This is a genomic window from Streptomyces sp. NPDC097640, assembly GCF_040302705.1.
Classification (GTDB): domain Bacteria; phylum Actinomycetota; class Actinomycetes; order Streptomycetales; family Streptomycetaceae; genus Streptomyces.
The window spans coordinates 1-24,992 of record NZ_JBEOSB010000054.1; the positions used below are offsets into that span (position 1 = coordinate 1).

General features: G+C 70.0%; 22 protein-coding genes and 2 pseudogenes. 20 read left to right on the forward strand and 4 right to left on the reverse strand.

Translation table 11 applies throughout. The features are described 5' to 3' along the window. Positions 1-265: pseudogene (locus ABTY62_RS46280) on the forward strand (integrase core domain-containing protein); the annotation flags it as partial. A gap of 407 nt (positions 266-672) precedes the next feature. Here the strand turns inward: ABTY62_RS46280 and ABTY62_RS46290 are convergent. Beyond that, on the reverse strand, positions 673-1,155 hold the full coding sequence (locus ABTY62_RS46290; RefSeq protein WP_352135420.1) for a WapI family immunity protein: 483 nt from the start codon (positions 1,153-1,155) through the stop codon (positions 673-675). 167 nt (positions 1,156-1,322) lie between these two features. Between ABTY62_RS46290 and ABTY62_RS46295 the strand changes: the two are divergent. Together ABTY62_RS46295 and ABTY62_RS46300 are read left to right on the forward strand one after the other, a co-directional pair. Then, a pseudogene (locus ABTY62_RS46295) lies at positions 1,323-1,427 on the forward strand (Tn3 family transposase); the annotation flags it as partial. Between the two features lie 31 nt (positions 1,428-1,458). Continuing rightward, positions 1,459-2,028, forward strand: coding sequence for a Tn3 family transposase (locus ABTY62_RS46300; protein WP_352135421.1), 570 nt, complete (start codon positions 1,459-1,461; stop codon positions 2,026-2,028). Here ABTY62_RS46300 and ABTY62_RS46305 read toward each other — a convergent pair. Both ABTY62_RS46305 and ABTY62_RS46310 read right to left on the reverse strand, forming a co-directional pair. Beyond that, positions 1,946-3,274 (reverse strand): MFS transporter, encoded by a 1,329-nt coding sequence (locus ABTY62_RS46305; protein WP_352135422.1) that lies wholly within the window; start codon positions 3,272-3,274, stop codon positions 1,946-1,948. The genes ABTY62_RS46300 and ABTY62_RS46305 overlap by 83 nt on opposite strands. Positions 3,275-3,289: 15 nt before the next feature. After that, positions 3,290-4,057 carry an SDR family oxidoreductase gene (locus ABTY62_RS46310; protein WP_352135423.1) on the reverse strand — a complete coding sequence of 256 codons (768 nt, stop codon included), beginning with the start codon at positions 4,055-4,057 and terminating at the stop codon, positions 3,290-3,292. A 56-nt stretch (positions 4,058-4,113) separates the two neighbouring features. Here ABTY62_RS46310 and ABTY62_RS46315 point away from each other — a divergent pair, with 56 nt between their 5' ends. Together ABTY62_RS46315 and ABTY62_RS46320 are read left to right on the forward strand one after the other, a co-directional pair. Further along, positions 4,114-5,121 (forward strand): ArsR/SmtB family transcription factor, encoded by a 1,008-nt coding sequence (locus tag ABTY62_RS46315; protein WP_352135454.1) that lies wholly within the window; start codon positions 4,114-4,116, stop codon positions 5,119-5,121. Between the two features lie 522 nt (positions 5,122-5,643). Next, entirely contained in the window at positions 5,644-5,916 is a 273-nt protein-coding gene (locus ABTY62_RS46320) for a hypothetical protein (protein ID WP_352135424.1), read from the forward strand. 100 nt (positions 5,917-6,016) lie between these two features. Here the strand turns inward: ABTY62_RS46320 and ABTY62_RS46325 are convergent, their stop codons facing one another. Next, positions 6,017-7,252, reverse strand: coding sequence for an ROK family transcriptional regulator (locus tag ABTY62_RS46325; RefSeq protein ID WP_352135425.1), 1,236 nt, complete (start codon positions 7,250-7,252; stop codon positions 6,017-6,019). A gap of 232 nt (positions 7,253-7,484) precedes the next feature. Here ABTY62_RS46325 and ABTY62_RS46330 point away from each other — a divergent pair, with 232 nt between their 5' ends. The 15 genes from ABTY62_RS46330 to ABTY62_RS46400 all read left to right on the forward strand — a co-directional run bounded on the left by ABTY62_RS46330 (position 7,485) and on the right by ABTY62_RS46400 (position 24,918). After that, entirely contained in the window at positions 7,485-8,663 is a 1,179-nt protein-coding gene (locus ABTY62_RS46330; RefSeq protein WP_352135426.1) for a Gfo/Idh/MocA family protein, read from the forward strand. Next, positions 8,660-9,580 carry a sugar phosphate isomerase/epimerase family protein gene (locus tag ABTY62_RS46335; protein ID WP_352135427.1) on the forward strand — a complete coding sequence of 307 codons (921 nt, stop codon included), beginning with the start codon at positions 8,660-8,662 and terminating at the stop codon, positions 9,578-9,580. Before ABTY62_RS46330 ends, ABTY62_RS46335 begins: the two co-directional genes overlap by 4 nt. A 40-nt stretch (positions 9,581-9,620) precedes the next feature. Next, positions 9,621-10,730 carry a Gfo/Idh/MocA family protein gene (locus ABTY62_RS46340; protein ID WP_352135428.1) on the forward strand — a complete coding sequence of 370 codons (1,110 nt, stop codon included), beginning with the start codon at positions 9,621-9,623 and terminating at the stop codon, positions 10,728-10,730. Positions 10,731-10,772: 42 nt separating this feature from the next. Beyond that, positions 10,773-11,660 carry a sugar phosphate isomerase/epimerase family protein gene (locus ABTY62_RS46345; protein WP_352135429.1) on the forward strand — a complete coding sequence of 296 codons (888 nt, stop codon included), beginning with the start codon at positions 10,773-10,775 and terminating at the stop codon, positions 11,658-11,660. Between the two features lie 103 nt (positions 11,661-11,763). Next, positions 11,764-13,269: an ABC transporter substrate-binding protein gene (locus ABTY62_RS46350; RefSeq protein ID WP_352135430.1), complete on the forward strand. Its 1,506-nt coding sequence runs from the start codon at positions 11,764-11,766 to the stop codon at positions 13,267-13,269. A gap of 38 nt (positions 13,270-13,307) precedes the next feature. Continuing rightward, positions 13,308-14,249, forward strand: a complete 942-nt coding sequence (locus ABTY62_RS46355; RefSeq protein ID WP_352135431.1) for an ABC transporter permease — start codon at positions 13,308-13,310, stop codon at positions 14,247-14,249. Next, positions 14,246-16,060: a dipeptide/oligopeptide/nickel ABC transporter permease/ATP-binding protein gene (locus ABTY62_RS46360; protein WP_352135432.1), complete on the forward strand. Its 1,815-nt coding sequence runs from the start codon at positions 14,246-14,248 to the stop codon at positions 16,058-16,060. The genes ABTY62_RS46355 and ABTY62_RS46360 overlap by 4 nt, the downstream gene beginning before the upstream one ends. Then, complete coding sequence (locus ABTY62_RS46365) at positions 16,057-16,902, forward strand: ATP-binding cassette domain-containing protein (RefSeq protein WP_352135433.1); 846 nt, start codon at positions 16,057-16,059, stop codon at positions 16,900-16,902. The genes ABTY62_RS46360 and ABTY62_RS46365 overlap by 4 nt, the downstream gene beginning before the upstream one ends. Next, positions 16,902-18,353 carry a sulfatase family protein gene (locus ABTY62_RS46370; protein ID WP_352135434.1) on the forward strand — a complete coding sequence of 484 codons (1,452 nt, stop codon included), beginning with the start codon at positions 16,902-16,904 and terminating at the stop codon, positions 18,351-18,353. The genes ABTY62_RS46365 and ABTY62_RS46370 overlap by 1 nt, the downstream gene beginning before the upstream one ends. Further along, complete coding sequence (locus ABTY62_RS46375) at positions 18,346-18,774, forward strand: nuclear transport factor 2 family protein (RefSeq protein ID WP_352135435.1); 429 nt, start codon at positions 18,346-18,348, stop codon at positions 18,772-18,774. The genes ABTY62_RS46370 and ABTY62_RS46375 overlap by 8 nt, the downstream gene beginning before the upstream one ends. Beyond that, positions 18,771-19,031 carry a hypothetical protein gene (locus ABTY62_RS46380; protein ID WP_352135436.1) on the forward strand — a complete coding sequence of 87 codons (261 nt, stop codon included), beginning with the start codon at positions 18,771-18,773 and terminating at the stop codon, positions 19,029-19,031. Before ABTY62_RS46375 ends, ABTY62_RS46380 begins: the two co-directional genes overlap by 4 nt. Position 19,032: 1 nt before the next feature. Continuing rightward, positions 19,033-19,650, forward strand: a complete 618-nt coding sequence (locus tag ABTY62_RS46385) for a response regulator transcription factor (protein WP_352135437.1) — start codon at positions 19,033-19,035, stop codon at positions 19,648-19,650. A gap of 11 nt (positions 19,651-19,661) precedes the next feature. Further along, on the forward strand, positions 19,662-21,122 hold the full coding sequence (locus ABTY62_RS46390; protein WP_352135438.1) for an ATP-binding protein: 1,461 nt from the start codon (positions 19,662-19,664) through the stop codon (positions 21,120-21,122). Next, the gene (locus tag ABTY62_RS46395; protein WP_352135439.1) at positions 21,119-23,677 is read left to right on the forward strand and encodes a glycoside hydrolase family 78 protein; all 2,559 of its coding nucleotides are present in this window, start codon (positions 21,119-21,121) and stop codon (positions 23,675-23,677) included. Before ABTY62_RS46390 ends, ABTY62_RS46395 begins: the two co-directional genes overlap by 4 nt. After that, positions 23,674-24,918, forward strand: coding sequence for a metal-dependent hydrolase family protein (locus ABTY62_RS46400; protein ID WP_352135440.1), 1,245 nt, complete (start codon positions 23,674-23,676; stop codon positions 24,916-24,918). Before ABTY62_RS46395 ends, ABTY62_RS46400 begins: the two co-directional genes overlap by 4 nt. Positions 24,919-24,992: the final 74 nt, after the last annotated feature.

Genomic DNA, 24,992 nt, shown 5'->3' on the forward strand with positions numbered 1-24,992 from the left:
CCCGCATGAACGCGCATTGCCAACGCATCATCGGCAGCATCCGACGCGAAGCCCTCGACCACGTCCTCATCATGAACGAGGCCCACGCCCGCCACATCCTCGCGCGGCCTACGAGCGGCACTACAACGAACACCGACCCCACCAGGCCCGCAACCAGCTACCACCCGACGCCCACGAACAACCGGCGCATGGCCTCAGCACCGGCAAGGTCCTGCGCACCCGGATCCTCGGCGGCCTCATCAACGAGTACAGATACGCGGCATGACATGCAGCGATGACTTTTCGAGCGGCACAGGACGCGACGGCAGCACCACCCCGGCCAGTCCCGGTCGGCGCCCTGCGCGAGGGCCAGGCCTGGAGGGCGGTGGCGCGGCCGAGAATCTCAGAGGCCATCGCTGCGACCCGCGTGACCGGGCAGCTCGGCCTGGCCATCTCCGGACTCCGGCCGGAGGGAACCCTGCCGACGGTGCCTCATGAGCGTCGCGCCGGGGAGCGGGGACAGACCGCCAGGGAAGGGCGACTCGAGGAGGCTGAGTAGGAGGTAGCCGCCGGGCGCGAGCACCTGCCGCGACTCGGCGAAGCACGAGGGCAGGCCCGCGCCGGAGTGGATGACCGAGTACCAGGGAGCCCCTCGAAGACCCCACCGATATCCCGGAGGAGGGGTACCGCTGATCAGCGAGTCGGGAAGGAAAGCAGTGCAAGGTCCCATTGGTCGGCTGCGTGAAGCGGCGCAGTCGCATCCACTCGCACCTCCACCACGTATTGGTAGATGTCCGCTCGGTCATCGCCGTGCTGCCATGGGGGTGCCGCCTCCAAGGACAGGTGAACGCGAATCACCGCCCCACTGTCGGTTCGATCGGCGAGGCTGACGGCCAGGACCGGCTCGACGAACCACGTGTCCGGCGACAGCCAGCCTTCGGCGTCAGGTCCTGTCACAGCCACCGTCTCTGCGGCCACCTCGCGCAACCACGCGGACATCTGATGCGCTTCATGGGTCAGCAGACACGGATCGGCAAAGGACCAGCTGCCCTCGGGAGTCGTCACCGTTCCGCCGACGACCAGCCAGTTGTCGTCGTATGAGTCACCCCGGACCTCGGAGAACTGATAACGCAGCAGGCGGAGCTCGACACTGCTCGCATGATCACTCAAAAGCACAGCCACAGAATTGTCACGCGCCCTCCGGACTCTGCATGGCGCGAGTGATCACCCTCAAATTCGCATCCCAGGGCCTAGCCTCACGCGAGCGGTCGCCGGCCAGCTGAAGCGGGCTGGCCGAATTCGACCAACTCATCGACGCTCTCAAGGACACACCGAAGGCTGACATGGCCTTCGGCCTGTTCGCCATCTGCGGCTACCAGTTCTCACCGAGGATCGCCGACATCTCCGACGCGAGGCTGTGGCGGACGAACACCGCAGCCGACTACGCCCGCTCCAGCCCGTCTCGAACCACACCACCCGTTGGACCGCATCCGCGCACACTGGGGCGACATGCTCCGCGTGGCCGGCTCCCTGACCCTGGGCGAGGTCCGTGGCCACGACCTGATCCGCATGCTCTCCCGCGACGGCAAGCCGACCGGGCTGGGCGACGCGTTCGCTCATTACGGGCGGATCTTCAAAACCCTGCACCTGCTCCAGTTCGTCTCCGACGAGGGCTACCGGCGGATGATCGGTGCCCAGCTCAACGTCACCGAGGCCCGCCACCGCCTCGCCCGGAGGATCTTCTTCGGCCAGCGCGGCGAACTGCGCCAGCACTACCGCGAGGGCATGGAGGACCAGCTCGGCGCCCTCGGCCTGGCACTCAACGCTGTAGTGCTGTTCAACAGCCTCTACATCGACGCCGCCGTCAAGCAGTTCGCCGCCGACGGCTTCCCCGTCACCGACGAGCTGCTCGCCCGGCTCTCCCCGCTTCAGTACGACCACATAAACTTCCTCGGCCGCTATGCCTTCACCCGGCCCGCGGCGCCTGGCCTGCGCCCGTTGCGTGACCCCCACGCCCACGACGAGTCAGACGACGGCGAGGCCGAGTAACGCAGGCGTCGCACGAGGCCTGATCACTTCCACCAGCACCAGGGTGGTGGCCGCAGCCATCCGCACTCGCCGCACGGTTCCTGGCCGGGCTTTCCTCGAACGTGTACAGCGCCCGTAGGTGGCGGGCCAGGGCGAGTGCGGTAAGCAGCGCGACGAGCATGCACACGCCCCACCAGCCAGCCTGGCTCCAGACGCGTATCCCGAGCCAGGAACCTGCGCTGCCGCCCAGGTAGGCGCAGGTCATGTAGGCGGTGTTGAGCCTGCTGCGGGCGTCGACGCGCAGGGCGTAGACGCGGACTTGATTGGCGACCATGCCGGACTGCATCGCGGTGTCGAGGAGCAGCGTGCCGAGTGTCAGGGAGGTCAGACCCAGCGTGCCGCCCCGGGCACCAAAGGTGAGGATCGCGGCCGAGACGAGGACGCCAAGCATGCAGACCAGGTTCACTGGATCGGGGCCGTAGCGGTCCACCAGGCGGCCGGCGAGCGGGGTGCAGACCATGGTCGCCGTGCCGACCAGGGCGATCATTCCTACCGCCTGGGCACCCAGGCCGTAGGCCGGACTGGCGAGCAGGAGCGCCAGGCAGGTCCAGACCGCGGAGAACCCGGCGAAGACGGTTGCCTGGTAGAAGCACGAGCGGCGCAGGTCTGGCTCGGTGCGCAGCAGGCGCAGCGGCTCGGCCAGGAGCGCTGTGTACGGCTGGCGGGAGGACGGGGTTGTGGTCGGCACCGCGAACGCCAAGACGGTGGCGAGGATCAGGGCCAGAACCGCTGCGACCAGGTAGGGGGCCCGCCAGCCCAGCCACTCACCGAGCGTGGCGCTGAAGGTCCGGGCCAGCAGCATGCCGCCGGTCGATCCGCTCAGCAGGGTGCCGATCACCGCTCCTTGGCGGTCGGCGGCCACGAGACCAGCCGCCAGGGGGCCGACGATCTGCGCGCCCACGGTGGTCAGGCCGACAAGGGTGCTGGCGGAAATGAGGGCCGGCAGAGCCGGTGCGCAGCCCGCTGCGAGCAGTGCCAGGCCGGTCAGGGCGAGGAGGGCGACGAGGAACGAGCGGTGCGGGAGCCGGTCGCCAAGGGGCACCAGCAAGACCATCCCGGCCGTGTAGCCGGTCTGTGTGGCGGTCACCACCGCAGCGGCCGAATCGGGCGACACGTGCAGCCCGGCGGCGATCAGTGGACCGATGGCCTGCGGAAAGTAGATGTTGCCCACCGCCACGGCGCATGTGACAGCCAGGATCAAGACCATCCGGCGGCTCATCCTTCAGTCCACCGGCCCGCCCGCTACGTAAATGACCTGGCCGGAGACGAACCCCGCCCCGGGGCTTACGAGGAAGGAGGCGGTATGTGCGATGTCGTCCGGCAGGCCCACCCGGCCGACCGGGATGGACTGCTCCGCCCTGTGCCGGAACTCCTCGAAGCTCAGGCCGAGCCGCCGGGCCGAGGCCCTGGTCATGTCGCTCACGACGAATCCCGGCGCGATGGCGTTCGCGGTCACGCCATGCGGGCCGAGTTGGAGAGCGAGGGATTTGGTGAATCCGATCAAACCCGCCTTCGCGCTGGCGTAGTCGACGCGGCCAGCGTCACCGACAGCGGAGATGCTCGACATGTTGACGATGCGTCCCCATCCGGCCGTCACCATGTGCGGGCAGACGGCCCGGGCGGCGAAGAACGAGCCGCTGAGGTTGATCCCCAAGACCGTGTCCCACTGCTGCGTGGTCATGTCCACAAGGTCGGCACGGGGTCCGATGCCGGCGTTGTTGACCAGCACCGTCGGCGGCCCGAACGCGGCGGCGATTCGGGCGATGGCCGCAGTGACCGCGGCCTCGTCGGCGACATCAGCGGCGACGGCCAGCGCTGCCCCGCCGACACTTGTGATGGCCTCCACGGTTTCGCCGCAGTCCGCCTCGTCCAGATCGATCACGCCAACCGCCAAGCCGTCGCCCGCCAGGCGCCTGGCAACGGCGGCGCCGATACCGCGGGCAGCACCGGTGACAACCGCCGTCCGCTGCACATGAGGTGTGGGTGTCATGGGAGGAAGTCCATGGCATCGACGTTGCGTCGCCAATCGATGTAGCGTATGGCTTAATGATCAGCTTTGTGCTCGGCGTCGAGGACCTCGCAGACACCCGCTTCGCCCTCTCACCCCTGCACGAAACCCTGTTCAGCCTGCGGGTGCTCCAGGATCCCGGCCTGTCCGCGCTACATCTGCCGTGGCGCAGGTCCGTACTCGGCAGACTCGGCACGCTCGACACCGGTCTACTGATGTCCCTGGTCGCCCAGCGGCGTACCCTCCCCGACTTCCTGACCCCGAATCCCGCGAGCTTCGCGCCAGCCTTCGAAGAAGAACTCTCCGTCGTCCGCCAGGCATCCTGCGCCCGGGTCCGCCACGACCTGCTGCTCGCGCACGCACCCGACCCTGTTCCCGAAGCGCTCCGCGACGCCACCGCCGCCGAAGACGCACCTGTTGCCAGACTCCGCGACGCCATCTGCGATCTCCTGCGGCAGTACTGGGCGGTGGCCATCGAGCCGGTGTGGCCGCAGATGCGGCTGGTGCTGGAAGCCGACATGACCTACCGCGCCCGCCAGCTTGCCCTGGGGGGCGCGCGACTGCTGTTCGCCGACATGCACCCGAACCTGCGCTGGCAAGGCGGAGAGCTGTACATCCACAAGATGATCAGCAGGCACCGGGTGGCGGCATCTGGCCGGGGGCTGCTGCTCCTGCCGTCCGTGTTCGCGCACAAGCCCGCGCCCCCCGTGAGCCCGGACGAGCCGCCGAGCCTCGTCTATCCCAGCCGGGGAGTAGCCACGCTGTGGGGCTCGGAGATGCCGACCGTCGACTCAACCGCCCTGGTGTCTCTGCTCGGTTCAGCCCGAGCAAGACTGCTCAGCCTCTTGGAAGAGCCGCTGCCCACCGTAGAACTCGCCCGCCGTCTCAGGGTCACCCCAAGCGCTGTCTCCCAACACCTGCGTGTCCTGCACTCCACAGGACTGGTCACCCGGACACGTGACGGACGGCATGTGCTGTACCGGAGAAGCACGCTCGGCGACCGGCTCACCAGCACCGCTACCAGACCGCGAACTCACGACAGCTGAGGATCAGCAGTCCGCCTCCGCCCAACCCCGCCTGGCCGGGCGGCTGCCCACTCCACCAAGCCGCTGACTGGTACCCCACCCGTCCACTGACCGGCTCGCCCCGTCGGCAAACGATGGCGAGTTCAAGCGGTCAGCGCATCACCGCTGTTCAGGAGGTCAGGGTAGACCTCTGCCGGAGTGCGATAACGCGTTCGCCGAGCGATGGATACGCACAGCCCGCACCGAATGCACCGACCGGCTCCTCATCACCGGCGAACGACACCTGCGTTCACCAGGTACACCGAGCACTACAACACCGGACGGGCCCACCGCAGCCTGGGCCTACGAGCCCCGACGGCGCCCCGAACATCATCCCCCTGCCCGCCGCCACGATCAGGCGCCAGCAGGTACTCGCTGGACTGCTCAACGAGTAGCACACCACGCCACTCCGATCACCTCATCATCCGCAGGAAAGGCCCAGCTCAGCAGCCTGATCGGAATATTGACACCTTTCAGCCACTGGCCGGTGATCGTGAGCCGTGGGTGGCGGTCGACCTCGAGCGATTGGTGAGGGTTCAACAGATTCGGCTGGAATTTTCCGCGGTGGGTCGGCACAGGTTCGTCATCGAGGCCAGCCGTGACCGCGCGACATGGACCGTCATCGCCGATCAGAGCGGCCCATCAGGCACCTCCACCTCGAGGAGGTGGCATCTCGAAGTCCCCGAGGCCGTCGCGCTCCAGGTCCGCGTCCATCTGCTGCCCGTCGGCGGATTGCCCTATGGAGTCACCGAGTTGTCGGTCATGGGGTGCTTGTGAGACCGGCCGACGCACATCACTCAGGCCGGCCCGGACAGCCGGCCGAGAGCATCGGGCCTGCCTGGGTCGAGCCCGGGGCCGATTCCGGTGCTGTTCCTGCCTAATCGGCCGCCGTGGAGGCGTCGGCCAGGAGCCGTGCGATGCCGGTCGGCCCGAAGACATCCTGTGTGGCGAGGGCGATGCCGCCGTGGAGTCCGGAGTCGCCCTTGAGCTGTGTCGCGGTGATGGTCAGTTTGCGGGTGGCCAGGGGAAGGGCGCGCTGGTACACCGCGGCTCGTACGGCGGAGACCAGGTCGTCGCGTAGTTCGCTCAGTGGGCCGGCCAGGATCACGCTGCGCGGGTTGAACATGTGGACCAGCATGGCGACCACCTCGCCGATTTCCGTGGCGGCCTGGCGCACGGCGTGCAGGGCGGTCGGGTCGCTGTTGGCGATGCGTTCGGCGAGTATGCGCGTGCCGTGGAGCAGGTCGTCGTCGGTCGACTCGGGGATGCCCAGGCCGCGCAGGACGGCGCGGTGGGAGGCGATCGCGCCGACGCAGCCGACGTTGCCGCAGACGCACAGGACGGTGCCGCCGCCGACGGCCCGGATGTGGCCGATGTCGCCGGCGGCTCCGTCGGCACCGCGGTACACCTCGCCGGCCGCGGTGATGAGTCCGGAACCGATGCCGGTGGAGATCTTGATGCAAAGCAGTGGCGTCTCCGCCCCGCCTTGTACGGCCTCGCCCAGGGCCATCAGGTTGACGTCGTTGTCCACCACGACGGGGGCGCGGAAACGTGTCCGGAGGTAGTCGGCGACGGGGTAGCCGTCCCAGCCGGGCATGCCGGTCGGCTGTACCGCGCAGCCCTGCTGGAAGTCGACCGGCCCGGGCAGGCCGATGACCGCCTCGCGTACGCGGCCGGGATCGCGGTGGTGCTTCTCCAGCAGCTCTCGCAGCCGCTCGGTCACCGCGTCCAGCACCACCTGGGGACCGGCATCGATCCGGACCGGGACCGTGCTGCGCGCGATGAGCCGTCGGGTGAGATCGGCGATGGCCACGTGGGAGGCGGCGGTGTCGATGTCCGCGACGACGACGGTTCCGGCCTGCGGGCTGATCGTCAGCACCCGGGGCGGCCGCCCCCGGACGGACCGCCTGGACTCGACCTCCTGGAGGATGCCCGTGCCGACGAGATGGTCGACCTGCTGGCCCACGGTGGACCGGGCCAGACCGCTGCGCCGGGCGATTTCCGCGCGGTTGGTCGCCTCCCCGGAGACCACGAGGCCCAACACCCGGCGCAGCGCCTGGGGGACCGATCCGGAGACAGGCGATTCCTCCGCGTAGCCGTCGTCTTTATGCATTCGAGTGACCGTAATGACTTCACCTTGGGTTCGTCAACGGTCATTATCTCGGACCGCGCCCATGGGGAACTAATGGGGCATGCCGGTCGATGATTGGCCGAAGATTGACCGATTTTAGGCCTTGAAGAAAATTAAATATCCCATCTTGTGCTTGCTGTGTGAACTAAACGATGGTGATGCGCAGCGCGGCGTTCAGACCGCGGTCGGCTGCTGGACGGCGGAGGTGCACACGATGAATGACTCGCTTCGGGCGGTGGTTTCCGGAGCCGGGATGATCGGTGCCGTGCACGCGGCCGCGATCCGGGCGGCCGGGGGCGAACTCGCCGGAGTGGTGGCTTCGACCCCCGAGCGCAGCGCGCGGGCCGCCGATGGGTGGGGAGTGCCCAGCCGCTACCCGGACTTCGCCACGGTGCTCGCCGACGACAGCGTTTCGGTCGTCCATGTGTGCACCCCGAACGCGCTGCACGTCGGGCAGGCCGAGGCGGCGCTGCGCGCGGGCAAGCATGTGATCTGCGAGAAGCCGCTCGCCACCTCGACGTCCGACGCGGAACGCCTCACGAGGCTGGCACGGGAGGCGGGCCTGGTGCTCGCGGTGCCCTTCGTCTACCGCTACCACCCCCTGGTCCGGGAGATCCGGGAGCGCCGGCTGCGTGGCGAGTTCGGGGCGTGGCAGCTGCTCCACGGCAGCTATCTTCAGGACTGGATGCTCTCCGAGAACGCCATGTCCTGGCGGGTCGACCCGGCCGACGGCGGACCGTCGCGGGCGTTCGCGGACATCGGATCCCACTGGTGTGACCTCGTCGAATGGGTCGCCGGAGTCCGCTTCACCACACTGACCGCACGGCTCGGCACCACCGTCGCCACGCGCCCCGCAGGCACGGGCGCCAGCTTCGCGACGACGGGCGAGGGCCCGCGGGTTCGGGTGCGTACCGAGGACGTGGCGACGGTGCTGCTGCGCACCGACGGCGGTGTCCTGGGCACGCTGACCGTCTCCCAGGTGTCGGCCGGCCGCAAGAACCGGCTGTGGTTCGAGCTCGACGGCTCGGCCGCCAGCGCGGTCTTCGACCAGGAGAACCCCGAGACCGCGTGGCTCGGCGCCCCGGACGGAGCGCGTGTGCTGGTCCGGGACCCGAACCGCGGATCGGCCGAGCAGCGACGGCTCTCCCGGCTGCCCGCCGGTCACGCACAGGGCTACGCCGACTGCTTCAACTCCTTTGTCGCCGACGCCTACGCGGCGATCCGCGGCGAAGCACCCGACGGTTTGCCCACCGGAGAGGACGGCGTCCGCTCGGCGCGGCTCGTTGAAGCCGTACTGACTTCCTCAGCCTCGCTCACCTGGGTCGACGTCGAACCCGCACCGATGGCACCCGGAGCACCCGCAGCACCGACAGGCCTGGAGGCCATCGCATGAAACTCGGCATGCTCACCGCCTGCCTGCCCCAGCTCTCCCTCGCCGAGATCGCCTCCTGGGCGAGCGCCGCCGGATACCAGGCGCTGGAGGTCGCCGCCTGGCCCCGCACCGGCGGTCGTGACTTCGAGGCGGCCCACCTGCCGGTGACCGGCTTCGACGACCGCGCGGCCGACGAGACCCGGGCGCTGCTCGACCGCCATGGCCTCGGCATCTCCGCCCTCGCTTACTACGAGAACAACCTCCATCCCGACCCCGAGCGGCGGGCCGAGATCCACACCCATCTCAAGGCGGTGGTGGACACGGCGCGGGCGCTGGAGGTCCCGTACGTGGGCACCTTCGTCGGCCGCGACTGGACCAGGCCCGTCGCCCACAACCTCGACATGGCCCAGCAAGTCTTCCCCGAGCTCGTCGAGTACGCGGGGGAGCGCGGGGTGCGGATCATCATCGAGAACTGCGTGATGGAGGGCTGGCACCCGGACGGCTATCCGGGCAACCTCGCCTACTCGCCCGAGCTGTGGGAGTGGATGTTCTCCCTCGGGCTGTATCTGAACTGGGACCCGTCACATCTGACCTGGATCGGCATCGACCCGGTGACGACCATCGCGCCCTACGCGGACAAGATCGTGCACGCCCAGGCCAAGGACCTCCAGATCCTCCCCGGGAAGGTCGACCGCTACGGCTTCTTCGGCAAGGCGGTCCGGCGCGACGACCCGTGGGACACCGGCTGGTGGCGCTACCGCGTCCCGGGCCGCGGCCAGGTCGACTGGAACGCCGTCGTGGACGCGCTGTACGAGAACGGCTTCTCCGGGACCCTCTCCGTCGAGCACGAGGACCCGGTGTGGAGCGGCACCGAGGAGCGGGTCAAAACCGGTCTGGAGATCGCCCACCGAACCCTGCGGCCTTTGATCGTCGCGTGATCGCCGCTTGACGTCCCCCCTTCACGAACGCAGGAGATCCATGGCTCAGCAACAAGCACGGCACCGCATCGGGATTCTGGGCGCCGGCAACATATTCGGCCGCTACGTCGAGGGCCTGCGCACCTTTCCGGAGCTCGAAGTGGTCCGTGTGGCCGACGTCGACACGGCCCGCGCGAAACAGGCCGCGTCCGAGTACGCCATCCCGGCCTGGGGCGACGCCGGCGAGCTGCTCGACGACGACGCCGTCGAGATCGTCATCAACATCACTCCGCCGCGGTTCCACGCGAAGACCGTCATCGCCGCGCTGGAGGCAGGCAAACACGTCTACGTCGAGAAGCCGATCGCGGCCACCGTCGAGGAGGCCCGCGAGGTCCTGGATGCCGCCGCGGCCGGCGGGAAGCTGTTGGGCTCGGCCCCGGACACTTTCCTCGGCAGCGCCGTGCAGACCGCCCGGCACGCGATCGACACCGGGCTGATCGGCGAGCCGGTCGGCGCCACCGCCTTCGTACGCTCCAGCCGCGCCGAGACCTGGCACCCGGACCCCCGAGCCTTCTACGGACCCGGTGGCGGGCCCGTTCTGGACATGGGCCCTTACTACCTGGCCGCGCTCGTCAACTGCCTCGGCCCGGTCCGGCAGGTGTCCGCCGCCACCCGCATCGGTGCGAAGACCCGCAAGGTCACCAGCCCCGGGCGGGTGGTCGACGAGATCACCGTCGAGGTCCCCACCCATGCCTCGGCCACCCTGACCTTCGCCTCCGGGGCCATCGGCACCACCTTGATGAGCTTCGACGTCTGGGACACCGAACTGCCGCGCATCGAGATATACGGCACCGAAGGCACCCTCGCGCTGCCCAACCCCAACTTCTTCGACGGCGATGTGCGCGTCAAGCGCCACCACGACAGCCAGTGGGCGGTACTCACCCCGGTCATCGAGCTCTTCGGCGCCGTGGACACCCCCGAGCAGCACCGCCGCGGCCTCGGCGTACGGGACCTCGCCGGGGCCGTCGACGGCGGCCCGCACCGCGCCAACCCGCTCTTCGCCTTCCACACCCTGGATGTGCTGGAGAGCTTCGAGACCTCCCAGCGGGAGCGGCGGTTCGTCGAGATCGAAAGCAGCTGCGAGCGCCCCGAGCCCCGCTACGCCCACTGACCTGGCCACCGCGCCCGGCCACCGAAAGGACCGCAGTTCACCATGAAGATCAGGCATGACCGCCTCGCCATCAACCCCCTCCAGTGGGTCGCGAGCGCCGACGGCTGGATCGACCCCACTCTCGCCCCGCCGCTCGACGAGCAGCTGGCCGTCATCCGCGACACGGGCATCAAGGCTCTCCACACCGCCGTCCCCGGAGATCTGACCGCGAAGGACTACGCCGCGAAGCTCGCCGCGTACGGCATCAGCCCGGCGCCCGGCTACATCGCGGTGCGGCTCACCGACGACGACGCCGAGCGGCGGACGTTCCGCGAGACCGCGGCGCGCGTCGCCGGACACCACGCGGAGCTGGGCGTGGACACGGTCTTCCTCGCCATGGGGATGGCGAAGGACGCGGAGCGGGTGGCCCGTCCCGCGGTCGGCCACCTCGCCGACCAGGGGCGCCTGGAGCGGGTGCGGGACCTCCTGGCCGAGATCGCCGCGATCGTCCGGGCCGAGGGGATCGCCCCCGCCTTCCATCCGCACGTGGGCACCTGGGCCGAGACCGAGGAGGAGACCCGCTTCGTCCTCGACACCGTCGATGCCTCGGTCCTGGCGTTCGGGCCGGATATGGGCCATCTAACGTGGGCGGGAGCCGACGCCACCCGGCTGGTGCGCGACTACGCGGACCGGGTGGCGAGCGTCCACATCAAGGACCTGGACCTCGGCCTCGCCGCCCGGGCCAGGGAAGCGGGCTGGGACTACCGCAGGACGGTGCTCGCGGGGCTGTGGTCCGAGCCGGGCCACGGAAACGCGGACATCGAGGGCTTCGTCGGCGCGCTGCCGGACGACTTCGACGGCTGGCTGATCGTCGAGGTCGACCGCGGGGCCCGGCCGACCCCCGAGGAGAGCGTGCGGCTGTGCGGGGAGTGGGCCGCGGCCTACGCGTAGCCGTGACCGGGTGACGCGGAGCTGGACCGGCTTCGTACGGCCGACGGCAGGACGGTACGGGGGACAACGAGGTGAGCCGACACGTGAACCAGGTGGAGAGAACATGCGCAAGACAGTGGCGATCATCGGCGCCGGACTTCTGACCGCGACGGTGGCGGCCTGCGGCGGCGGCACACAGGCCGCCGGAGGCGACAAGACACTGACCCTCGCCGAGTCGGTCACGGCCACGCCGTGGGACCTGGCCAAGGCGAGCATGGGCCCGGAGGCCCAGTACTACCAGCCGGTCTTCGACACGCTGATCCGGTTGAACACCAAGGGGGAGCCGACCCCCAACCTGGCCACGTCGTGGTCGTACGACAAGGCACAGACGACCCTGACGCTGAAGCTGCGCACCGGGTTGAAGTTCACCGACGGCACCCCTGTCGACGCCGAGGCGGTCCGCAAGAGCCTGCTGCACACCAAGAGCGGCACGGGCACCGCCGCCGGAGAGATCCAGGACATCACCGGCGTCGACGTCGTCGACACCCACACCGTGGCGATCAAGCTGAGCCACCCCACCGCGTCACTGCTCCCGGCGCTGGGCCAGGTCTCCGGCATGATCGCCGGCCCCAAGTCGCTCGAGAACCCGAAGGTCCCGGTGGGCTCGGGCCCGTACAAGCTGGACACGTCGGCCACCACCGCCGGGCAGATGTACACCTACACGCGCAACCCGGACTACTGGAACGCGAAGGCGTTCCCCTACGACAAGATCGTCGTCAGGTACCTGGCCGACCCGACCGCGCGCACCAATGCGCTGCTGTCCGGGCAGCTCGACGGCGCCACCCTCAACCTCAACCGGGTGAGGACCGTCAAGGGCCGCGGCCTGAATGTCGTCACCTATCAGCCCGGTGACGTCGAGGGTCTTTTCATCTGGGACCGTGCCGGCAACAAGGTGCCCGCCCTCGGCAAGCTGAAGGTCCGCCAGGCGCTCAACTACGCCTTCGACAAGCAGGCCATCATCAAGTCGGCCAAGACCGGGCTCGGCACGCCCACCACGCAACTGTTCGCACCGGGTGAGGACGGCTACGAGGCCGGGCTCGACAGCAAGTACTCCTACGACCCGGCGAAGGCCAAGAAGTTGCTGGCCGAGGCCGGCTACCCGAACGGCTTCTCCGTCACCATCCCGGACCTCTCCGCGAACTTCCCGCAGGAACAGGCCGCGCTCACCCAGTCCCTCAAGGACATCGGCATCAAGGTGAAGCTGGACAACCTGCCGGGCGACCAGATCTTCAGCAGCATGCTGTCCGGCAAGTACGCGATGTCCTACTTCAAGCTGGGCGCACCCACAGCATGGGACAAGGTCCAGCTCGAGCTGATGAAGAAGTCGACCTGGAACCCCTTCAAGTATGACGACCCGAAGGCCGAAGGCCTCATCGAGCGCATCGGCAAGGCGACCGGGAACCAGCGGACGGCACTGTTCAAGGAGCTCAACACCTACGTCGTCGAGCAGGCGTGGAACGCCCCCTGGAACCTGCCGGCGAATGCCTACGCGACCGCGAAGGACGTCAAGGTGACGCCACAGCCCGGCAACGGCTATCCCCCGCTCTACAACTACGCGCCGGCGAACTAGCCACCGGCCCCTCTACTGTACGGAAGGAGGAACTGACCGTGCTCCTCTTCTTGTTCCGGCGCATCGCCGCCGGCGCCGTCCTGGTGGTCGTCGTGGCCACCGCGACATTCCTGCTGCTCAGTGCCACGGGCACCGATGTGGCCCGAAACGTTCTGGGCGAGACCGCCACGCGGTCCGCCGTTGCCGCCAAGAGCCATGAACTCGGCCTGGACCAGCCCTTGGCGGAGCGTTACTGGCACTGGATGGAACAGGCCGCACAGGGGAACCTGGGCAGCTCGTGGTTCACCGGCGACTCGGTGAACCAGTCGCTGGTCGACACCCTGCCGGTCACCCTCTCCGTCGTGCTCGCCGGCATGCTCATCGCGGTGGTCCTCAGCGTCGCCCTGGGCACGGCGGCGGCGCTGCGCGGCGGATGGGTGGACCGCGTCGTGCAGTTCGCCGCGGTGCTGGGCGCCGCGGTGCCCAGCTTCCTGATCGCCCTGGTCCTCGTGGTCACCCTGGCGGTCCAGCTCGGGTGGCTGCCCGCCACCGGCTATGTCGCTCTCGGTACCTCCGCCACCGACTGGCTCCGCTCGATCATCCTGCCCGCGGTGTCCCTGGCCATCGGCGCCACCGCGGCCACCGCGATGCAGGTGCGCGGCGCACTGATCGACATCCTGCGCGCGGACTTCGTACGAACCCTGCGCAGCCGGGGACTGACCACCCGCAGCGTGGTCTTCAAGCACGCGCTGCGCAACGCCGGCCCGCCCGCCCTCACCGTGCTCGCCCTGCAGTTCATCGGCCTGATCGGCGGCGCCGTCGTCGTGGAGAAGGTGTTCGGACTGCCGGGTATCGGCACCCTCGCCAACTCGGCGGCCGTACGCGGTGACGGGCCCGTGCTGCTCGGCGCCGTCGTCGTCACCGTCGTCATCATCGTCGCCGTCAATCTGCTGCTGGACATCGCGTACGGCTGGCTCAACCCGAAGGTGCGTGTCTCATGAGCGAGCCACCCGCCGTGCACAACACGGCCGAGGCCGGCGCAGCGGCCAAGGGAGACAGCCTGCTGCGCAGAACCCTGCGCGACCCCCTGGCCGCCGGCTGCCTGGTGGTCCTGGCCCTGGTGGTCGCCGCGAGCCTGGCGGCACCCCTGCTCACCGACTACGCGCCCGACCACAGCAACATGGCGGACACGCTTGCGCCCATGTCGGGCAGTCATCCGCTCGGCGGTGACGGCGTGGGTCGGGATGTCCTCTCCCGGCTGCTGTACGGCGGCCGCAGCAGCCTCCTGGGCGGTACGCTCGCCGCCCTCGTCGCCTTCGCGGTCGGCGGGCCGCTCGGTCTGATCAGCGGCTTCTACCGGGGCTGGTTCGACGCGGTGGCCGGCTGGGTCATCAACGTCATCATGGCCGTGCCCGCCATCATCGTGATGCTGGTCGTGATGGCGGCCGTCTCCCAGGACCTCAACGTCGCCATGATCGTGCTCGGTGTGATCATGGCGCCGATGGTCTTCCGTCTCATCCGCGCATCGGTGGTCGCGGTCCGTGAGGAGTTGTACGTCGACGCCGCCCGGGTCTCCGGACTCGGCGACCCGCGCATCATGCGGCGGCACATTCTGCCCGTGGTGATCGCCCCCTCCATCATCCAGGCGACCCAGCTGTTCGCGGTGTCGATCGGCATCCAGGCGGGCCTCGCCTTCCTCGGCCTGGGCAAGGCATCCCAGGCCAGCTGGGGCGCCATGGTCAACGACGCCTTCACCAATATCTACAACGCGCCCGAGCTGCTGGTCTGGCCGGGCGCCGCGATGGGCCTCACCATCCTGGCCGCCAGCCTGCTGGGCAACGCGGTACGGGACGCGCTCGGGACGACCGAGCCCCGGGTCACGAAGCGCCGCACACGGATCGCGCGGAGCGCCGCGGCGCCTGTGGCCCAGCCGCCCGCGGACCGACTCCTCACCGTGCAGGGGCTGCGGGTCGGCTACCCGAAGCCCGGCGGTGACAAGACCGTGGTCGACGGAGTGAGCCTCACCGTGGCGCACGGCGAAGTCCTGGGCCTGGTCGGTGAGTCGGGCTCGGGCAAGAGCCAGACGGCGTTCTCCATCCTCGGGCTGCTCCCCAACGAGGCCGAGGTGACGGCAGACCAACTGGTCTTCGACGGAAAGGGGCTGCTGGGGCTGGACACCGCCGAGCTGAACTCGTTGCGCGGACGCGGGATCGGGTACATCCCGCAGGAACCCATGTCCAACCTCGACCCGTGTTTCCGGATCGGCTCCCATCTCGTGGAACCCATCCGCAAGCACCTCAAGCTGTCCCGGGCCGAGGCCCGCGCCAAGGCGCTCGCACTGCTGGAGCGGGTGGGCATCGCGGACCCGGAGCGGGTGTTCCGGTCGTATCCGCACCAGATCTCCGGCGGCATGGCCCAGCGCGTCCTCATCGCCGGCGCCGTCTCCTGCGATCCGCGGCTGCTGATCGCCGACGAGCCGACCACCGCGCTCGATGTCACCGTCCAGGCCGAGGTGCTCGATCTGATGCGCGAGCTCCAGCAGGAACGCCGGATGAGCATGATCCTCGTGACCCACGACTTCGGCGTGGTGGCCGACATCTGCGATCGGGTCGCGGTGATGCAGACCGGAAGGATCGTCGAGACGGCACCGGTACGGCAGATCTTCGCCGCGCCCGAGCACCCGTACACGAGGACCCTCCTGGACTCCACGCTCGAAGGCGGCCCGGCGCGCGGCGCACTGCGTATGCCCGCCACCGCCGAGGAAACCGCCGAGGAAATCGCCAAGGGAACTGTCAAGGAGGCAGCGTCATGACCTCGCCGACCTCTCCACTGCTCGAACTCGACGACGTCGTGGTGGAGTACCCCGGGAAGGGCCGCGGCCGGAAGCCCTTCCGCGTCCTGCACGGTGTCTCCCTGTCCATTGCGCCCGGCGAGACCCTTGGCCTGGTCGGCGAGTCCGGCTCCGGCAAGACGACCCTGGGCCGGGCCGTGCTCGGCCTCGCTCCCGTCACCGGTGGTGAGATTCGCTACGAGGGCAAGCCGATCTCCCGGCTCGGCAAGAAGGAGCGGCGCGCCCTCAGCAAGGACATCCAGGTCGTCTTCCAGGACCCGTTCACCTCGCTGAACCCGGCCATGACGGTCATGGACATTCTCACCGAGCCACTGCTCGTGACCGGTGTCGCGCGCGCGGACGCGGAACGCCGGGTGCAGAAGCTGCTGGACTATGTGTATCTCCCCCAGGACGCGGCCCGCCGGCTGCCCCGTGAGTTCTCCGGCGGCCAGCGTCAGCGGATCGCCATCGCCCGTGCCCTGTGCCGGGACCCCAAGGTGATCGTCTGTGACGAACCGGTCAGCGCCCTCGACCTCACGACGCAGGCCCGGGTGCTCGACCTGTTCATCGAGATCCAGGAGGCCACCGGGGTGGCCTACCTCTTCGTCACCCACGACCTGTCCGTCGTACGGCACATCAGCCACCGCGTGGCCGTCCTGTACCGCGGCGACATCGTGGAGACCGGCGACGCCGCCCAGGTCACCGAAAGCCCCGAACACGCCTACACCAAGCGGCTGTTGCTCGCAGCCCCGGTGCCCGACCCCGAACGGCAGGCCGGGCGGCGGGCGGAGCGGCTGAGGTTCGCGCGGGAATGGAGCGCGTGATGAGCCGACGCCCCAACTTCGTCGTCTTCGTGGCGGACCAGCTGCGCGCCGACGCGCTCGGCGCCTTCGGCAACCCGCTGGTGAGCACACCGAACCTGGACGCACTAGCCGCCCGCGGCACCCGCTTCACCCAGGCCTTCGCGCAGCACCCGGTCTGCTCGCCGAGCCGTGCGTCCTTCCTCACCGCCTGGTATCCGCACACGGCCGGCCATCGCAGCCTGAACAACCTCCTCAAGCCGCACGAGCCCAATCTGCTGCGCATCCTCAAGGACGCGGGCTACCACGTCACCTGGGCCGGCACCCGCGGCCACGCACTCGCCCAAGGCGTCACCGAGGACAGTGTCCACGACTACGGCTTCTCCGTCCCGCCCACCCTCGGACTGCGGGACGGACTCGCCGAGGGCTACCCGGACGATGTGCACGCCCGGCTCTTCTACCGGGGCCGGGTGCCGGACGACGGGCGGGTCGACTTCGACGAAGCCCTGATCCGCACGGCCGAGCAGTGGCTGGCGAACCCGCCCGACGACCGGCCGTGGCTGCTGTTCCTGCCGGTCTTCGCCCCGCACTGCCCGTTCCAGGTCGAAGAGCCGTGGTTCTCGATGTACGACCGCGACGAAATCCCCGACCCGCTGCCACCGGTGCGACCGGGGGAGGGCGAACCGGAGTTCATGCGGGCCGTCCGGGAGCGGTACGGCCTCGACCGCGTCACTCCCGAGATGTGGCGCGAGGTGATCGCCACCTACTACGGGATGGTCTCGCGCATGGACCATCACCTCGGCCGGGTGATGTCCGCCATCGATCACACCGATACCGTGACCCTGTTCTTCGCCGACCATGGCGAATACCTCGGCGACCACGGCCTGATCGAGAAATGGCCGTCGGGCATGCACGAATGCCTCACCCGCGACCCCTTGATCGTCAGCGGGGGAGGACTGCCCGAGGGCCAGGTGTCCGACGCGATGGTGGAACTGGTCGACGTCCTGCCCACCGTCCTGGAGCTGGCCGGTGTCGAGGCCCCGCACCGTCACTTCGGCCGCAGCCTGCTGCCACTGCTTCGCGAACCCGACGCCGAGCACCGCCGATACGCCTTCACCGAGGGCGGGTTCACCGTCGAGGAGGAACCCCAGCTGGAGCGGGCGGGCTACCCGTACGACGCCAAGGCGGCGCTGCAGCACGAGAACCCACGCCTGGTCGGCAGGGCGGTGGCCGTGCGCGACCGCCAGTGGACCTATGTGTGGCGGCTGTACGAGCCGCCGGAGCTGTACGACCGGATCCGGGACCCGCACGAGCGCACCAACCTGGCGGGTCGCGGCGAGCACACGGAGGTGCAACGGCGCATGCACGAGGCCGTACTGCGCTGGTATGCGGAGACCGGCGCCGTCATCCCGCTCACCGAGGATCCCGGGTCGCCCAAGGTCGACCTGCCCGTCCCGGGGGGCCGGGATGTCTGAGGTGCTGGCCACCCTGACCCGCTATCTCGCCCTGTGCGACGTACCCGTGAGCGCGGAGGGCGAGCTGGGCGACCTGTTCACCGAGGACGCCGTCTGGGAGGGCGGCGGCGAGGCGTACACGGAGAAGTTCGGCCGTATCGAGGGCCGCGAGGCGATCGTGGAGATGCTGTCGGCCTATCTGCCGCCGAACCCCCACTTCCGTGCGAACGTGCATTCGCTCTTCCCCGGCACGGTCGACGTCGACGAGGGCCGGGCGAAGGGCAGTTGGCAGATGCAGCAGCTCTCCCGCTACGAGACGGGCGACGCCGAGATCGTGATCGCCCGCCTCGACGTGACCTTCCGGCTGGACCCCGACCGGCCCCGTATCTCCGCCTTCCGCACCGAACGACTCTTCAGCGCACCGCTGTCGGGGGAGCGATGAGCGACCGCACCATGCTTCTGACCTGCTACGCCGACACCCACAACTACGGCTGGTCCCACGTCGACCTGTTCGTGCACGACAGCGCGGGCCGGGAGGTCAACTGGGTGCACTGGCAGGTCGACGAGAACGGCCCCGACGGAGCCGACCGGGCGACCGCCCGCGTCGAACCCACCCTGCGCCGCACGACCGAGTGGCACCACGGGACCAGCGCCGACGGCAGCGAGTACTGGACCGCCCGGGCCGCCTGGGACGGCTGAGATGTGCCTTGTGTACATCCTGGACGACGACGAGGAGCTGAGCGCGTCACTGGCCTGGCTCCTCGAGTCGGTCGGCATCGCCTCGGAGCGCTTCCGGGACGCCCGTGCGTTCCTGAGCTCCTACAACCGCGACCGGCCCGGCTGCCTGGTCCTCGACGTCCGCATGCCCGAGCTCAGCGGCTTCGACGTCCAGGAACTGCTGAACGAGACGGGGGCGCCGCTGCCCGTCGTCTTCGTCTCCGCGCACGGCGACGTCCGGATGTCCGTACGGGCCCTGCAGAACGGGGCCGCCGACTTTCTGGAGAAGCCCTATGACCCCCAGCACATGCTGGACGTCGTGCAGGCAGCGCGGCGCACGGCGCGCAGGCGCTTCGAAACGGCCGCCCGGCGAGGCGAGTTGCGCGCCAAGCTGGACGGGCTGACCGTACGGGAGCGGGAAGTGCTCACCCTCTCCGCCGAAGGCGTGCCGAACAAGCAGATCGCGGGGCGGCTGGGCATCAGCGCCAAGACCGTCGATGTGCACCGTGCCCGCATCCGGGAGAAGACCGGCGCCGAGAGCATCCCCGCGCTCGTGCACGACCTGCTCCGGCTGGGGCTGTGTCCCCCGGCGGGCAAATGAGAGGAACGACCGTGGATCTCCTCGCGCCCGCCGACTTCCGGGAGCTGACCCAAGCCCTGAAGTACTGCGTCCTGCTGCACGACGCCCGCACCTACGAGATCCTCTGGGCCAATCGCGCGGCCTGCGACCTGCTCGGCTGGACCGTCGACGAACTGAGGCCGCTCAAGGCGCCGGACATGAGCAAGAACTCCCGCCAGTACGGCCGCGAGCTCGGACACCGCTGGTTGGGGCAGGCCGTCGAGCACGGCACCAGCGCCACCGAGTGGTGCTACCGGTCCAAGAGCGGCGAGGAGATCCTCACCGAGGCGATCGCGATCCGTGTCGACCTGCCGGCGCGGACGGTGGTGCTGGTCCAGTTCCGCGACATCGCCGAGGAGAAGGCGGTCCGACGCGACCTGTTCCGCACCGAGAGCAGGCTGCGCACCTTCCTCGGCAGCCTCGCCGAGGGCATCGTCGTCCTCGACGACGCGGACCGTGTCGTCTTCGCCAGCGAGTCGGCCACGCGGCTGCTCGGCGGGGACCTCAACGGAGCGGACTTCGCCGACTACTGCCACGAGGGGGCCGTGCCGGCGCGAGAAGGCCGCTACAGGTTCGCCGCCCCCGGGAGTGCACCCCGCTGGTACGCGGCGACCTGCCAGTACATCGAGATCGAGAGCGACCTGCGTGGCCGGATGCTCCTCTTCTACGACATCACCGACCGGGTGCGCGCCGAGGAGGAGCACCGCCGCGACACCCAGCACCTCGACCACCTCGCCAGGTACAACGCCATGGGTGACATGGCGATGGCCATCGCCCACGAGGTGAGCCAGCCGCTCGCCGCCGCGTACAACTTCGTCGAAGGGGCACGCGGCCGGCTCGGCACCGGTGACGAGTCCGTGGCGTGGGGGCTGGACAACGCCGCCCGGCAGATCGAGCGCGCCCGGCGCATCCTCGGCAGCCTGCGGCAGTACGTCGGCCGTCTGGAGCCCTCCGAGCGGCCGGCCGACCTCAACGCGATCGTGCGCGACTGCGCGTACTTCATCGAGCTGCGGGCCCAGGAGCACGCGGTGGCCGTCGAGCTGGACCTCGCCGCCGAGCCGCTGCCGGTGCGCTGCGAGAACGTGCTCATCGGGCAGGTCGTGATGAACCTCGCCTTCAACGCGATCGACGAGATGGCCCGCTGCCCGCAACCGGAGCGCAGGGTGCGCATCGCCACCCGACCGGTGGCGGACGGCGGCGCGGAACTCGCCGTCCGGGACCGGGGCCGCGGCCTGCCGCCCGGCGACCGGATCTTCGACGGCGTCTTCACCGCCAAGGAGCACGGCAGCGGTATCGGCCTGGCCCTGAGCCATCGCATCATCACCCGCCACGGCGGCCACATCGACGCCGGCCCGAACCGCCCGCGCGGAGCCGTGTTCCGGTTCACGCTGCCGGCGGACCGGACACCTTCGGTTCCGGCCCCCGGAAAGACACACGGAAAAGCGAGTCCATGACCGACCACCGCCTCCTCGTCACCGGCCTCAGGGCCGAGCACCACCGGGAGCCGCTCGGCATCGGCGAGAGGCGCCCCCGGCTGTCCTGGCGGACAGCCACCGACCGGCCCGGCTGGAGCCAGACGGCCTACGAGATCCGGCTGACCGACGGTGATCGCGAGGTGTGCCGCGCCCACCGCCGGTCCGCCGAGTCCGTCCTGGTGCCGTGGCCCGGCGAGGCGCTGGGCTCCCGCCGGCGGATCGGCGTCACGGTCCGGGTGTGGGGACCGGAGGACCGGGGGCCATCGCCCTGGTCGAAGACGCTGACCGTGGAGGCCGGGTTGTACGAACCGGCCGACTGGGCGGCCCGTTTTGTGTCCCCCGCCTGGCCGGAGCCCACCGATCGGCAGGTCCCGCCGCCCGTGCTGCGCGGCCGGTTCCGGCCGCGTGCCCCTGTCGTCTCGGCACGTCTGTACGCCACCGCCCACGGTCTGTACGAGGCCGAGATCAACGGCGTGCGCGTCGGCGACCATGTCCTGGCCCCCGGCTGGACCCACTACACCGAGCGCCTGCGCTACCAGACCCATGACGTCACCGCGCTGGTGCGCGACGGCGACAACGAGATCCGGGTCCTGCTGGCCGACGGCTGGTTCCGCGGGCGGCTCGGGTTCGGCGGCGGCCGGCGGAACATCTACGGGGACCGACTGGCCGCCCTCGCGCAGATCGAGGTGCGGTATGCCGACGGCACCGCCCAGACCTTCGGCTCCGGCCCCGACTGGCAGGCCGCGCACGGCCCGATCCTGAGCTCGGGGATCTACGAGGGCGAGGAGTACGACGCCCGCCGCGAGCCGTCGGACTGGAGCGCGGTGGAGGTCGTGCGGTACGACCCGGCGCGCCTCGCCGCCCCCGACGGCCCGCCCGTGCGGCGCACCGCGACCCTGGACCCGGTCGCCGCCTGGACCTCGCCCTCCGGCCGGACGATCCTCGACTTCGGCCAGAACCTCGTCGGCCGACTCCGCATCCGGGTCGGCGGAGAGCCCGGACGCACGATCACTCTGCGCCATGCCGAGGTGCTGGAGGACGGGGAACTCTCGGTCCGGCCGCTCCGGGAGGCGCGGGCCACGGACACCTACACCCTCCGGGGCAGCCCCGGTGGGGAGGAATGGGAGCCGCGGTTCACCTTCCACGGCTTCCGCTATGCGGAGATCACCGGCTGGCCCGGAGAGCCGGCGCCGGGGGACGTCCAGGCCGTCGTCCTGCACACCGACATGCGCCGCACCGGATGGTTCGAGTGCTCCGAGCCGCTGTTGAACCGCCTGCACGAGAACGTGGTGTGGAGCATGCGCGGCAACTTCGTCGACATCCCCACCGACTGCCCGCAGCGCGACGAACGCCTCGGCTGGACCGCCGACCTGCAAGTCTTCGCGCCCACCGCGACATTCCTGCACGACTGCCCGGGACTGCTCCGCTCCTGGCTGACGGACCTCGCCGCCCAACAGCACCCGGACGGCAGGGTTCCGATGTATGTGCCGTACATCGCCACCGGGTTCCCCGAACTGCGGGCCGCTGCCTGGGGGGACGCGGCCGTGATCGTGCCGTGGGTGATCTACGAGCGGTACGGCGACCTGCGGGTGCTCGCCGACCAGTACGACAGCATGAGGGCCTGGGTGGACGGCATCACAGCGGTCACCGGCGCCCGGCACGTGTGGGACACCGACCGGCAGCTCGGCGACTGGCTCGACCCGGCCGCCCCGCCGGATCGCCCGGGCGACGCCAGGACCGACCTTCACCTGGTGGCCACCGCCTACTACGCCCGCTCGGCCGAACTGCTCGCGCGCACGGCGCAGTCGCTCGGCCGCCACGACGACCATGCCCACTACGCCCGGCTGGCCGACGCCGTACGGGCCGCCTTCCGCGCCGAGTACCTCACCCCGGACGGCCGTCTCACCAGCGACGCGCAGACCGCGTACGCCCTCGCGCTGTGCTTCGGGCTCCTGGCCACCGACGGGCAGCGTGCACGCGCCGGGCGGCGGTTGGCCGAACTCGTCCGCCAGGAGGACTTCCACATCGGCACCGGCTTCGTCGGCACGCCGCTGATCTGCGACGCCCTGTGCGAGGCGGGGGAGTACGACACCGCCTACCGGCTCCTGCTGCAGCGGACCTGCCCGTCCTGGCTCTACCCGGTCACCATGGGCGCGACCACCGTCTGGGAGCGCTGGGACAGCATGCTCCCGGGCGGCACGGTCAACCCCGGCGAGATGACGTCCTTCAACCACTACGCCCTCGGAGCCGTCGCCGACTGGCTGCACCGCACCGTCGCCGGACTCGCCCCCGCCGCCCCCGGTTACCGGCGCATCCTCGTCCGCCCCCGCCCCGGCGGCGGGCTGAGTCAAGCCTCCGCCGCCCACGACACCCCGTACGGCCGTGCCGCGGTGTCCTGGACCAGCACCGGGGGTGAGCTGCGCGTCACCGTCACGGTCCCGCCCGGCACCACCGCGCTGATCGACCTGCCGGATGCGACGCAGCCCGTCGAGGTCGGCTCCGGCACCCACCTGTTCCGAACGGAGCTGTCATGACCACCCGATACCAGCACGCCACCCTCATCGACGGAACCGGGGCCGCCCCCGTCCCCGACGCGGTCCTCGTCGTGGACGACGACGGGCGGATCGCGTACGCGGGCCCCGCGGCCGCCGCGCCGCCGACGCCCACCGCGACCACGGTCGACCTGGGCGGCCGGACCCTGCTCCCCGGCTTCTTCGACTGCCACGCGCACCTGTGCATGACCCCGGAGCGCGGGCTGATCGCGGGGCTGGCCGCCGACCCGACGGTGGAGACCTTCGAGATCGCGGAACGGCTGCGCGCCACCCTGGACGCGGGCGTGACGACACTGCGCGACCTCGGCGGTGTGCCCGCGGGCTACCGCATGGCCATCGAACGAGGTCTGATCGAGGGCCCCCGGCTCCAGGTCGCCGTGAAGGTGATCAGCCACACCGGCGGACACGCCGACTGCTCGCTGCCCGGCGGCATCGACGCCGCCCCCCACCTGGGCGAACTCGCCGACACGGCGGACGAGGCGCGGCTCGCGGCCCGGCGGGTGCTGCGCGCGGGAGCGGACGTGGTGAAGGTCTGCGCCACCGGCGGCATGGGCAGCCCGCACGACGACCCCGACGACGAGGGGCTGACGTGCGAGGAGATGGCCGCAGTCGTCGACGAGGCGGCACGGCACCGCGGGAAGCCCGTGGCGGTGCACGCCCAGGGGAGCGCGGGCATCCGCAACGCCCTGCGGGCCCGGGTCACCAGCGTCGAGCACGGCTACGGAATGACCGACGAACTGTGCGATCTGGCCCTGGAGACGGGCGTGTTCCTCGTCCCCACCCTGTCCACCGTGTTCGCCCCGCTCGACCGCGCGGCGATGGCCGAGCACCACTACCGCAAGAAGAGCCGCTGGTCGGGGATCAGCAAGGAGAACATGGCGCACGCGATCAGCCGGGGTGTCCCCATCGCCCTGGGCACCGACGCGGGCGTCGTCCCGCACGCCCGCAATCTGATGGAGCTGTCGTACCTGGTCGAGTTGGGCATGGACCCCCTCGACGCGATCACGGCGGGCACCCTGAACGGAGCCCGGCTTCTCGGCGTCGACGACCGGCTGGGCTCCCTGGAGACCGGCAAGACGGCCGACTTCGTGGTCGCCGACCGGGATCCGCTCCGCGACATCTCCGCACTCGGCAGTCCGGAGAACATCGTCCTGGTCGCGCAGGCGGGAGTCGTACGGAAAAGCCTGCTGCGGGAAATACCAACTGCGGGAAATACCAACTGAGGGAAAGCCAACTACGGGAAATCCCCTAGTCGATGCGGCCAATTCCCAATTGTAGGAGACGAATCACGGCGCAT

What these genes read in the sequence shown, in the direction of transcription:
- ABTY62_RS46380 (WP_352135436.1), top strand. Translation starts at nt 18,771, where the DNA reads ATGAGCGACCGCACCATGCTTCTGACCTGCTACGCCGACACCCACAAC.
- ABTY62_RS46325 (WP_352135425.1), bottom strand. Translation starts at nt 7,252, where the DNA reads ATGCATAAAGACGACGGCTACGCGGAGGAATCGCCTGTCTCCGGATCG.
- ABTY62_RS46350 (WP_352135430.1), top strand. Translation starts at nt 11,764, where the DNA reads ATGCGCAAGACAGTGGCGATCATCGGCGCCGGACTTCTGACCGCGACG.
- ABTY62_RS46385 (WP_352135437.1), top strand. Translation starts at nt 19,033, where the DNA reads ATGTGCCTTGTGTACATCCTGGACGACGACGAGGAGCTGAGCGCGTCA.
- ABTY62_RS46370 (WP_352135434.1), top strand. Translation starts at nt 16,902, where the DNA reads ATGAGCCGACGCCCCAACTTCGTCGTCTTCGTGGCGGACCAGCTGCGC.
- ABTY62_RS46360 (WP_352135432.1), top strand. Translation starts at nt 14,246, where the DNA reads ATGAGCGAGCCACCCGCCGTGCACAACACGGCCGAGGCCGGCGCAGCG.
- ABTY62_RS46305 (WP_352135422.1), bottom strand. Translation starts at nt 3,274, where the DNA reads ATGGTCTTGATCCTGGCTGTCACATGCGCCGTGGCGGTGGGCAACATC.
- ABTY62_RS46345 (WP_352135429.1), top strand. Translation starts at nt 10,773, where the DNA reads ATGAAGATCAGGCATGACCGCCTCGCCATCAACCCCCTCCAGTGGGTC.
- ABTY62_RS46340 (WP_352135428.1), top strand. Translation starts at nt 9,621, where the DNA reads ATGGCTCAGCAACAAGCACGGCACCGCATCGGGATTCTGGGCGCCGGC.
- ABTY62_RS46375 (WP_352135435.1), top strand. Translation starts at nt 18,346, where the DNA reads ATGTCTGAGGTGCTGGCCACCCTGACCCGCTATCTCGCCCTGTGCGAC.
- ABTY62_RS46335 (WP_352135427.1), top strand. Translation starts at nt 8,660, where the DNA reads ATGAAACTCGGCATGCTCACCGCCTGCCTGCCCCAGCTCTCCCTCGCC.
- ABTY62_RS46400 (WP_352135440.1), top strand. Translation starts at nt 23,674, where the DNA reads ATGACCACCCGATACCAGCACGCCACCCTCATCGACGGAACCGGGGCC.
- ABTY62_RS46310 (WP_352135423.1), bottom strand. Translation starts at nt 4,057, where the DNA reads ATGACACCCACACCTCATGTGCAGCGGACGGCGGTTGTCACCGGTGCT.
- ABTY62_RS46330 (WP_352135426.1), top strand. Translation starts at nt 7,485, where the DNA reads ATGAATGACTCGCTTCGGGCGGTGGTTTCCGGAGCCGGGATGATCGGT.
- ABTY62_RS46395 (WP_352135439.1), top strand. Translation starts at nt 21,119, where the DNA reads ATGACCGACCACCGCCTCCTCGTCACCGGCCTCAGGGCCGAGCACCAC.
- ABTY62_RS46365 (WP_352135433.1), top strand. Translation starts at nt 16,057, where the DNA reads ATGACCTCGCCGACCTCTCCACTGCTCGAACTCGACGACGTCGTGGTG.
- ABTY62_RS46315 (WP_352135454.1), top strand. Translation starts at nt 4,114, where the DNA reads ATGATCAGCTTTGTGCTCGGCGTCGAGGACCTCGCAGACACCCGCTTC.